This window comes from Kitasatospora sp. LaBMicrA B282, from assembly GCF_050325825.1.
Classification (GTDB): domain Bacteria; phylum Actinomycetota; class Actinomycetes; order Streptomycetales; family Streptomycetaceae; genus Kitasatospora.
The window spans coordinates 25603-34472 of sequence record NZ_JBNQTI010000090.1; the positions used below are offsets into that span (position 1 = coordinate 25603).

The following is an 8870-nucleotide window of genomic DNA, read 5'->3' on the forward strand; positions in this document are numbered from 1 at the left end:
GGGGGGGGGGAAGCAGGGCGGAAACCGGGGGGAACTGAGGAGAGGAAAAAAAAAAAGAAGGGAAGGGATGGTGCCCCCCCCCCCCCCCGCTGCGTGTGTCCGGCGTCGTGCTGCCGGTGTCGTGTTGCCGCTGTCGTGTTGCCGGTGTCGTGCTGCCGCTGGCGTGGTCGAGCTCAGCTCCAGGAGGCCACGAAGTACCCCACCCCGTAGGGCGCCTCGGCGTAGCGCAGCCGCCCGGACAGCCCGGCGCCCTCGCCCGCGCCGGCCAGCACCTGCCAGGGGGCCCGGCCCGCGGCCAGCAGCTCGCCGCTCAGCCGCACGTCCAGCCCGGCCAGCGCCGCCGTGTCCGCGGCGCCGAGCGCGCGGGCCACCGCCTCGTCGTAGCCCTCGGCCCGGTCGTCCAGGTAGCCGGGCGCCTTGACCGAGCGCCGGGCGCTGCCGTCGCCGAGCACCAGCAGCCCGACCCGGTCGGCCAGGCCGGCCAGCCCGCGGCCCAGGCCCAGCAGCCGGTCGGCCGGGGCGTCCGCGGGGACCGCGCAGGCGTGGGTGGGCAACGCCGCGCCGGCCCGGTCGAGCAGCCAGGCGCCCACCGTGAGGGCCGGGCTGAGCTCGGGGCCGTCGACCCCGCCGGAGGGCAGCCGCACCCCGAGCGGGACGCCGTACCGGTGGAAGGAGCCGGCCCCGCCCTCGGTCCAGACCTCGGCCTGCGGCCCGTCGCCGACCAGCACCAGCAGCTCCGGCTCGGCCGCCAGCAGCTCGCCGACCGCCTCGTCGCAGGCCGTGCGCAGGTCCGCCAGCTCCTCGGCGGCCCCCTGGGCGACCTCGGGGACCAACAGCGGCGGACAGGGGCAGACGGCAGCGGCGACCAGCATGGTGATCACTCTAACCGGCTGCCCCGCGGGGTCAGTCGCAGCCGCAGCCGCTGCCCGGGGCGGCCGGCTGCGGGGCGGGCGCCCCGATGGTCGGCAGGCCCAGCATGACTCCGACCGGCTTGGCGGCCGGCGCGGCCTGCCGCTTCTCCCAAGCGTCGCCGGCCCGGGTGCGGCGCACCGCCAGCGCCGGGCCCTCGGCCAGCAGGTGGTGCGGGGCGGCGTAGGTGATCTCCACGGTCACCATGTCGCCCGGGCGCACCGGCTCGCTCGGCCGCGTGAAGTGGACCAGCCGGTTGTCGGGCGCGCGACCGGAGAGCCGGTCGGTCTTCTCGTCCTTCTTGCCTTCGCCCTCGGCGACCAGGATCTCCAGCCGGCGGCCGACCTGCTTCTTGTTCTCCTCCCAGGAGATCTCCTCCTGCAGGGCGATCAGCCGGTCGTAGCGCTCCTGGACCACGGCCTTGGGCACCTGGTCCGCCATCTCCGCGGCCGGCGTGCCGGGGCGCTTGGAGTACTGGAAGGTGAAGGCGTTGGTGAACCGGGCCTCGCGGACCACGTGGAGGGTCTGCTCGAAGTCCTCGTCGGTCTCGCCGGGGAAGCCCACGATGATGTCGGTGGAGATCGCCGCGTCCGGCATCGCCGCACGGACCTTGGCGATGATCCCCAGGAACCGCTCCTGGCGGTAGGAGCGCTTCATCGCGCGCAGCACCGGGTCCGAGCCGGACTGCAGCGGCATGTGCAGCTGGTGCATCACGTTCGGGGTCTCGGCCATCGCCGCGATCACGTCGTCGGTGAAGTCGCGCGGGTGCGGGGAGGTGAAGCGGACCCGCTCCAGGCCCTCGATCTGGCCGCAGGCGCGCAGCAGCTTGGAGAAGGCCTCCCGGTCGCCCAGGTCGGAACCGTAGGCGTTGACGTTCTGGCCGAGCAGGGTCACCTCGATGACGCCCTCGCCGACCAGCGCCTCGACCTCGGCGAGCACGTCGCCGGGGCGACGGTCCTCCTCCTTGCCGCGCAGCGCGGGGACGATGCAGAAGGTGCAGGTGTTGTTGCAGCCGACCGAGATCGCGACCCAGGCCGCGTAGGCGGACTCGCGCCGGGTGGGCAGCGTGGAGGGGAAGGTCTCCAGCGACTCCAGGATCTCCACCTGGGCCTTGCGCTCGATCCGGGCCCGCTCCAGCAGCGCCGGCAGGTGGCCGATGTTGTGGGTGCCGAAGACCACGTCGACCCAGGGCGCCCGGCGCACGATGCTGTCGCGGTCCTTCTGCGCCAGGCAGCCGCCGACGGCGATCTGCATGTCCTTCCGGGCCGCCTTGGCCGGCGCCAGCTGGCCGAGGTTGCCGTACAGCTTGTTGTCCGCGTTCTCGCGCACCGCGCACGTGTTGAAGACCACCAGGTCGGGGTCGCCGCCCTGGTCGGCCTTCACGTATCCGGCGTCCTCCAGCAGCCCGGCCAGCCGCTCGGAGTCGTGCACGTTCATCTGGCAGCCGTGCGTGACGACCTTGTAAGTTCGCAAGCTCTCTCCCATACCCACAGCAGCAAGGGTAAGGGCAGCCGGCCCGGGCCCGGCCGAGAGTTCCGCCCACCCCCTCCCGTCCGACCGCTCCGCCTGGCAGGATCCCCGCATGACCTCGACCACCACCTGGCAGCACACGGTGCGCCGGCGCCGGCTCTGGCCGCTGCTGGCCGCGCTGCTGCTGGTGCTGGGCGCGGTCGGCGGCTGGTGGCTCGACACGGCCGGCCAGGGCGGCTACCCCCGCGGGACCAACGGCTTCGCCACCGGGGTGCCGGAGGGGGTGTACAGCCAGTACGGGCAGGACCTGCAGAAGATCCTGCACTCCTCGATGCCCGGGGTGGAGCTGCGGCTGGACCCCAGCCAGGGCTCGGTGGACAACCTGCAGCGGGTCGCCGCCGGCACCGACAACTTCGCCATCGCCACCGCCGACGCCGTCTCCGAGTTCCCCGGCCCCGGCAAGGACAAGCTGCGGGCGATCGCCCGGCTCTACGACGACTACCTGCAGCTGGTGGTCCCGGCCGGCTCGCCGGTGCACTCGGTGGCCGACCTCAAGGGCATGCGGGTCGGCGTGGGCGAGCCCAGGTCCGGGGTCAACCTGGTGGCCCGGGAGATCCTGACCGCCGCCGGCATCGATCCGGACCACGGGGTGATCGGGGCCCCGCTCGGGGTCGGCGACGCCGGGGCGCAGCTGGCCGCCGGGCACCTGGACGCCTTCTTCTGGTCCGGCGGGCTGCCGACCAGCGCGGTGACCAGCCTGGCCGAGCACTTCCCGATCCGGATCGTGCCGCTCGGCGACCTCAGCGACAAGCTGCACCAGGAGAACAGCACCACCGACGCCTACCGCACCGCGGTGCTGCCGGCCAACGTCTACCCGAACACGCCCGCGGTGCTCACGATGGCGGTGCCCAACCTGCTGATCACCCGGGCGGACGTGGACCCGCGGCTGGTCGAGGGGATCACCCGGGCGGTGATCGACAGCCGGGACACCATCGGCCTGGAGGTGCACGCGGCCCAGGTGGTCGACCTGCGCACCGCCGTCTACACCGACCCGCTGCCGCTGCACCTCGGCGCCGCCAGCTACTACCGCTCGGTCAAGCCCTGACCTGGTCCTCGGTCAAGCCCTGACCACTCGGTCAAGCCCCGACCACTCGGTCAAGCCCTGACCGCAGCCCCGCTGGTCCTGGCCGCCCCCAGGGCTCAGGCCTCGCGCGGGACGCTGAGGGTGACCGCCAGCCCGCCCGGCTCGCCCGCGGTGAACTCCAGCGAGCCGCCGCCGGCCAGCAGCAGGGTGCGCGCGATGGACAGGCCCAGGCCCGAGCCGTCCACGTTCTGGTGCCGCGCACTGCGCCAGAACCGGTCCCCGATCCGGGCCAGCTCCTCCTCGGTGAGCCCCGGCCCGGCGTCCGTCACGGTGACCGCGACCTGCTCCCGGCGCGCCTGCACGGTGACCGCCACCGTGGAGTCCGCCGGGCTGAACTTGACCGCGTTGTCCAGCACCGCGTCCAGCGCGCTGCCGAAGCCGATCGGGTCCGCCCAGCCCCGGGCCGGCGGCGGCGTCCCACAGGCCAGCTGCACCCCGCGGCGGCCGGCCAGCGGCTGCCAGGCGTCCACCCGGGCCAGCACCAGCGCGGTCAGGTCCACCGACTCCGGGTCCGGCCGGCTGCCCTCGGCGGTGGCCAGCCCCAGCAGGTCGTCGAGCACCCGGGCCAGCCGGGCGCCCTCCTCGCGCACCTGGACCAGCTCCGCCTCCTTGCCCTCGGGCAGCTCCAGGCCGAGCAGCTCGACCCGCAGCAGCAGCGCGGCCAGCGGGTTGCGCAGCTGGTGCGAGGCGTCCGCGACGAACGACTTCTGCTGGTCCAGCGCGAGCACCACGTGGTCGGCCATGTCGTTGAAGGAGGCGGCCAGCCGGCGCAGTTCGGGCGGGCCGCCGGCCGGCGCCACCCGGGCGTTCATCCGGCCGGTGGCAATGTCGTGGGCGGCCCGGTCCAGGGTGCGCACCGGGCGCAGCACCCATTCGGTCAGCCGCACCGCGAGCAGCACGGCCGCGATCATCGCGACCGCCTCGCCGCCGGCCAGCAGCAGCCAGCGGTGCAGGATCCGCGAGCGCAGCGCGCCGGTCGGCGACTGGGTGACCACCAGGGCCACCACGTCGCCGTCGCGGACCACCGGGGAGGCGATGGTCAGGGTGCGGTCCGCGGTCCAGGGCCAGACCTGGGGCGGGTTGTGGCTGCGGCGGCCCTCCTTCGCCTCCTGGACGGCCTCGCCCGCGTTGCCGCTGGTGGGCAGCGGCCAGTCGGTCGGCGCGGCCGCCAGCTGGCGGCCGTCCGCCAGGTAGAGGCCGATCCGCACGCCGTAGAGCTCCTGGTAACGGGAGGCCTCCAGCTGCAGTTCGTGCAGCTGGATCGCGCTCGGGTCGGTCGGCACGGCCGGGTCGGAGCCGACCGCACCGCGCGCGGGCAGGCCCTGGGTGGGCAGCTCCTGGGCGAACCGGGCCACGTCGTCCATCCGGTCCACCACGGTGCGGCTCTGCTCGGCGGCGGCCATGGCGGCGGCCAGCGGCACGCCGAGCGCCGCCAGGACGCAGACCATCAGGGCCAGCAGGATGCCGAGCAGCCGAGTGCGCATGGCTAGCCCGCGCCGCCCGTGTCGCCCCGACCCGCGTCACCCTGAGCCGCGCCGCCCTGACCGGCGGCACTCTGACCCGCGTCACTCTGACCGGCGTCCCCCTGGCCGCCGGCGGCGGACGGCGACTGCGGGATCAGCCGGTAACCGACCCCGCGCACCGCCTCGACCAGGCCGGGCAGCGCGAGCTTGGTGCGCAGCGACCCAATGTGCACCTCCAGGGTCCGTCCGTTGCCCTCCCAGCCGCTGCGCCAGACCTCGCTGAAGATCTGCTCGCGCCGGTAGACCACGCCCGGGCTCTGCGCCAGCAGCGCGAGCAGGTCGAACTCCTTGCGAGTGAGCGGCACCTCGCGGCCCTCGACGCTGACCCGGCGGCGCTCGCGGTCGATGCTGATCCCCCAGGACTCCAGCGAGCCGGGCCCGGCCGGGGTCGCCGGGCCGCTGGGCGCACCGGCGGCGGTCGCCGGGAAGCGCCGGGCCACCGCGTGGATCCGGGCCAGCAGCTCGCCCATGTCGTAGGGCTTGGTGATGTAGTCGTCGGCACCCAGGTTGAGGCCGTGGATCCGGGACCGGATGTCGGCCCGTGCGGTCACCATGATCACCGGGACCCCGCTGCCGGCCCGGATCCGGCTGCACACCTCGAAGCCGTCCCGGTCGGGCAGGCCGAGGTCCAGCAGGACCACCCGGAAGGGTTCGCTGCCGTCCGGCACCAGCGCGTCCAGGGCCTCGTGCCCGCTGCGGGCGTGCCGCACCTGGAAGCCGTGCCGGCTGAGCACCGCGACGAGTGCCGCCGCGACCCGGTCGTCGTCCTCGACGAGGAGCAGCCGCATCCCACACCTTCCAGCCAGGGTTCCCGCTCGGGTTCCGTCCCTCCGGCAGCTCCCGGCTGCCGGCGAAGCGGCCATCCTCCCCCACCGCCCACCGCCGCGACCAGCCCCAGCCGGCGCGGGACGGTAGCACGTGGCCCTATCGTGATCCTCAAGTTCCGCTCAGATGGCCTGGCCAGTACCGACCGGCCGACTTAGGGTCTCCTACATCGGGGGCTGCGTGCTCCGCCGGCCACAGCCCCCGATGTCCGACCTCGCGGCCCTGCGGCCGCCCGCCGCCACAGCCCGCCCGCCCGGCACCCCGGGCCGCCTGCGCGCCGCGGCACGAACCGGCGCACACCGGCCGCTGCTTGACGGACTCCCAGGCACTCTGTTGCATTGCTCTTCGTGACACCACCCGGGACCTGCGCCGCTCCCCTCGCCACCGGTTCGCCTGCGACCTGCCCCGACCACCGGCGCGGAGGCCGACCGTGGACCCGGTGATCGTGGTGGGCGCCGGTCCGGTGGGGCTGGCGATGGCCCTGGCCCTGGCCCGGCACGAGGTCCCGTCCATCGTGCTCGACCAGGGCAACGGAGTCTGCCCCGAGGGGCCGCGCAGCGCGGTGCTCGGTGTGGAGAGCACCGCCTTCCTGGAGCGCCTCGGCTACCCGCGCGCCGCCTCGGACGCCGCGCGCTGGGACCGGCTGAGCGTCTGGCGCCGCCGCCAGCAGGTGCTGGACGTGGATCTGACGGACCATCCGGTGCTGCACCTGCCGCAGCACCGGCTGCAGCGCGGGCTGCGCGACGCGGCCACCGCCACCGGACTGATCCAGCTGGTGCCGCACTCCCGGGTGGAGGAGATCGACCAGGACCGGGACGGGGTGAGCGTGCGCAGCCGGCACCCGCAGGACGGCACCGACACCTGGTGGCGGGCCAGCCACCTGGTGGGGTGCGACGGGGCCCGGTCGGCGGTGCGCAAGCTGCTGGGCATCCGGTTCCCGGGGCGGCCGGCGGTGGACCGGCACGCGATCGCCACCGTCAGGGTCGACCTGCCCTTCCCGGGTGAGGCCCGGCTCCACCGCGAGCCGCCCTGGCGCGGCGACCGCGAGGCCTCGGCCCGGCCGCTGCCGGACGGCCTGTGGCGGCTCGACTGGCGGCTGCCGCTGGGGCGCCCGGTGCCCAGCGAGCCGGTCGACCCGCACGCCACCTGGCCCGGCCTGGTCACCGGGGACACCCTGCTCACCCGGGTGAAGGCCACCCTGACCGGCTGGTGCGGCCAACTGCCGCGGTACGAACTGCTGGCGGCCGCCGACCACACCGCCCAGCAACGGCTCGCCGCCCGGTTCCGCAGCGGCCGCTGCTTCCTGGCCGGCGACGCCGCCCACCTGCACGGCGCGCTCGGCATGCAGAACCTGGCCGACGGGCTGCGCGACGTGGACAACCTGGCCTGGCGGCTCGCGGTCGCCTGGCACCTGCCGCCCGCCTTCGGCCGCGCGGACGGCGGCTCGGGCGCGACACCGGCCGGCGCCTCGCTGCTGGACGGGTACGAGGCCGAGCGGCGCGGGGCGGTCGGCGCCCGGCTGCGGGCGGTGGACCAGACGATGCCGCTGCTGCGCCCGTTGCGCGGCTGGCAGCAGACCCGGCGCTCGCTGCTCACCGGCTCCTTCCGCAAGCACGCCCCGCTGCTCGCCGACGGGCTGCTCGGCACCGGGCGGTTCGGCGGCGCGCCGGCCTACCCGGCCGCGCCCTCGGGGGTGCCGGGGCGGGGCGGGCTGCCGGTGCAGCGCACGCCCGGGCGGGGCACCGCGCTGAGCGAGCAACTGCCGGCCACCGCGCCGGGGGTGCTGGTGCCCAACGTGCCGGTGCTGACCGCCGAGGGGGTCGCGGACCAGCTGTACGCCCGGCTGGGGTCGACCTTCCTGCTGCTGCTGGTGGCGCCGGGCACGGCGGTCTGGTCGGCCGAGCGCTGGCTGGGCGCGGGGCTGATGCCGCGGCTGACCGAGGTGGCGGCGGCGCTGCCGGTGCCGGCCCAGGTGCTGGTCACCGAGGAGTACCCGGGCGCCGGTGCGCACGCGGTGCTGCTGGTGCGCCCGGACGGCCACCTGGTGGGCAGCACCCAGGGCTGCCAGGCCGAGGACCTGCACGCCCTGGCCGCCCGCGCCCGTGGCGGCCCGGCCCCGCTGGCCGGCGCGGAGCAGAAGGCCTGAGCGGCGCCGAGGTGCTCGAGCGGAGCGGAGGATCGGAGCGGCAACGGGCTCGACCCGCAGCCCTGACGATCCGTCATCCGAGGGGCGCCGGGTCGTCGGCGGTCGCTCAGTCGGAGCCGAGCGACCAGTCCTCCAGCTCCTCGGTGCTCTCGCCCTCGGCGTCCAGGGCCTCGCGGACCACCCGGAAGGCCAGGCCCTCCGGGTAACCGCGGCGGGCCAGCTGGCCGACCAGGCGGCGGATCCGGGCCTGGCGGTCCAGGCCGACGGTGCTGCGCAGCTTGCGCTCGACCAGCGCGCGGGCGGTGGCCGCCTCCTCGTCCGGGTCGAGCTGGGCCACCGCCTCCTCGACCAGGTCACCGGACACCCCCCGGGTGCGCAGCTCACGGGCGAGCGCGCGGCGGGCCAGCCCGCGACCGGCGTGGCGGGACTCGACCCAGGCCGTGGCGAAGGCCGCGTCGTCGATCAGGCCGACCTCCTCGAAGCGGGAGAGCACCTCCTCGGCCGCCTCGTCCGGGATCTCCCGCTTGCGCAGGGCGTCGGCCAGTTGCTTGCGGGTGCGCGGCGTGCCGGTGAGCAGCCGCAGGCAGATGTCCCGGGCCCGGGAGACCGGATCCTGCTCGGCCTCGGCGGCGGCCCGGGCCTGCCCCGCCCCACGGGACTCCCCTGGCGCACCGGGCTCGGCGCGCTCCCCCCGGGAACTCCCGGCCCGCTCCCCGAAGCCACGGCCGCGCGAGCCGCGTCGGCCGGCCCCGCCCCGCGCGCCGCCGGAACTACGAGGAGCGCGGGCTGCTGGCCCCTGAGCGGACGCCTGCGGGCCGGCGTCGCTACCAGGAGTCGGACGTGGTGCACGTCG

General features: G+C 75.6%; 7 protein-coding genes and 1 pseudogene. 3 read left to right on the forward strand and 5 right to left on the reverse strand.

The genetic code is table 11. The features are described 5' to 3' along the window. Positions 1-173: 173 nt before the first annotated feature. Together ACQRUO_RS23530 and miaB are read right to left on the reverse strand one after the other, a co-directional pair. The gene (locus tag ACQRUO_RS23530; protein WP_428318013.1) at positions 174-872 is read right to left on the reverse strand and encodes a class III extradiol dioxygenase subunit B-like domain-containing protein; all 699 of its coding nucleotides are present in this window, start codon (positions 870-872) and stop codon (positions 174-176) included. A gap of 31 nt (positions 873-903) precedes the next feature. Beyond that, positions 904-2394 (reverse strand): tRNA (N6-isopentenyl adenosine(37)-C2)-methylthiotransferase MiaB, encoded by a 1491-nt coding sequence (miaB, locus tag ACQRUO_RS23535; protein WP_428318014.1) that lies wholly within the window; start codon positions 2392-2394, stop codon positions 904-906. 97 nt (positions 2395-2491) lie between these two features. On the opposite strand from miaB, the gene ACQRUO_RS23540 reads away from it, so the two are divergent. Then, on the forward strand, positions 2492-3484 hold the full coding sequence (locus ACQRUO_RS23540; RefSeq protein ID WP_428318015.1) for a TAXI family TRAP transporter solute-binding subunit: 993 nt from the start codon (positions 2492-2494) through the stop codon (positions 3482-3484). A gap of 95 nt (positions 3485-3579) precedes the next feature. Here the strand turns inward: ACQRUO_RS23540 and ACQRUO_RS23545 are convergent, their stop codons facing one another. Continuing rightward, positions 3580-5007 (reverse strand): sensor histidine kinase, encoded by a 1428-nt coding sequence (locus ACQRUO_RS23545; RefSeq protein WP_428318016.1) that lies wholly within the window; start codon positions 5005-5007, stop codon positions 3580-3582. Between the two features lie 2 nt (positions 5008-5009). Further along, positions 5010-5834, reverse strand: a complete 825-nt coding sequence (locus ACQRUO_RS23550; RefSeq protein WP_428318017.1) for a response regulator transcription factor — start codon at positions 5832-5834, stop codon at positions 5010-5012. Positions 5835-6301: 467 nt separating this feature from the next. On the opposite strand from ACQRUO_RS23550, the gene ACQRUO_RS23555 reads away from it, so the two are divergent. Next, positions 6302-8017 carry an FAD-dependent monooxygenase gene (locus ACQRUO_RS23555; protein WP_428318018.1) on the forward strand — a complete coding sequence of 572 codons (1716 nt, stop codon included), beginning with the start codon at positions 6302-6304 and terminating at the stop codon, positions 8015-8017. A 106-nt stretch (positions 8018-8123) separates the two neighbouring features. On the opposite strand, the pseudogene recX reads toward ACQRUO_RS23555, so the two are convergent. Then, positions 8124-8777: pseudogene (gene recX, locus ACQRUO_RS23560) on the reverse strand (recombination regulator RecX); the annotation flags it as partial. A 29-nt stretch (positions 8778-8806) separates the two neighbouring features. Here recX and ACQRUO_RS23565 point away from each other — a divergent pair. Beyond that, on the forward strand, positions 8807-8870 hold a 64-nt coding region (locus ACQRUO_RS23565), incomplete at its 3' end, for a hypothetical protein (RefSeq protein ID WP_428318022.1).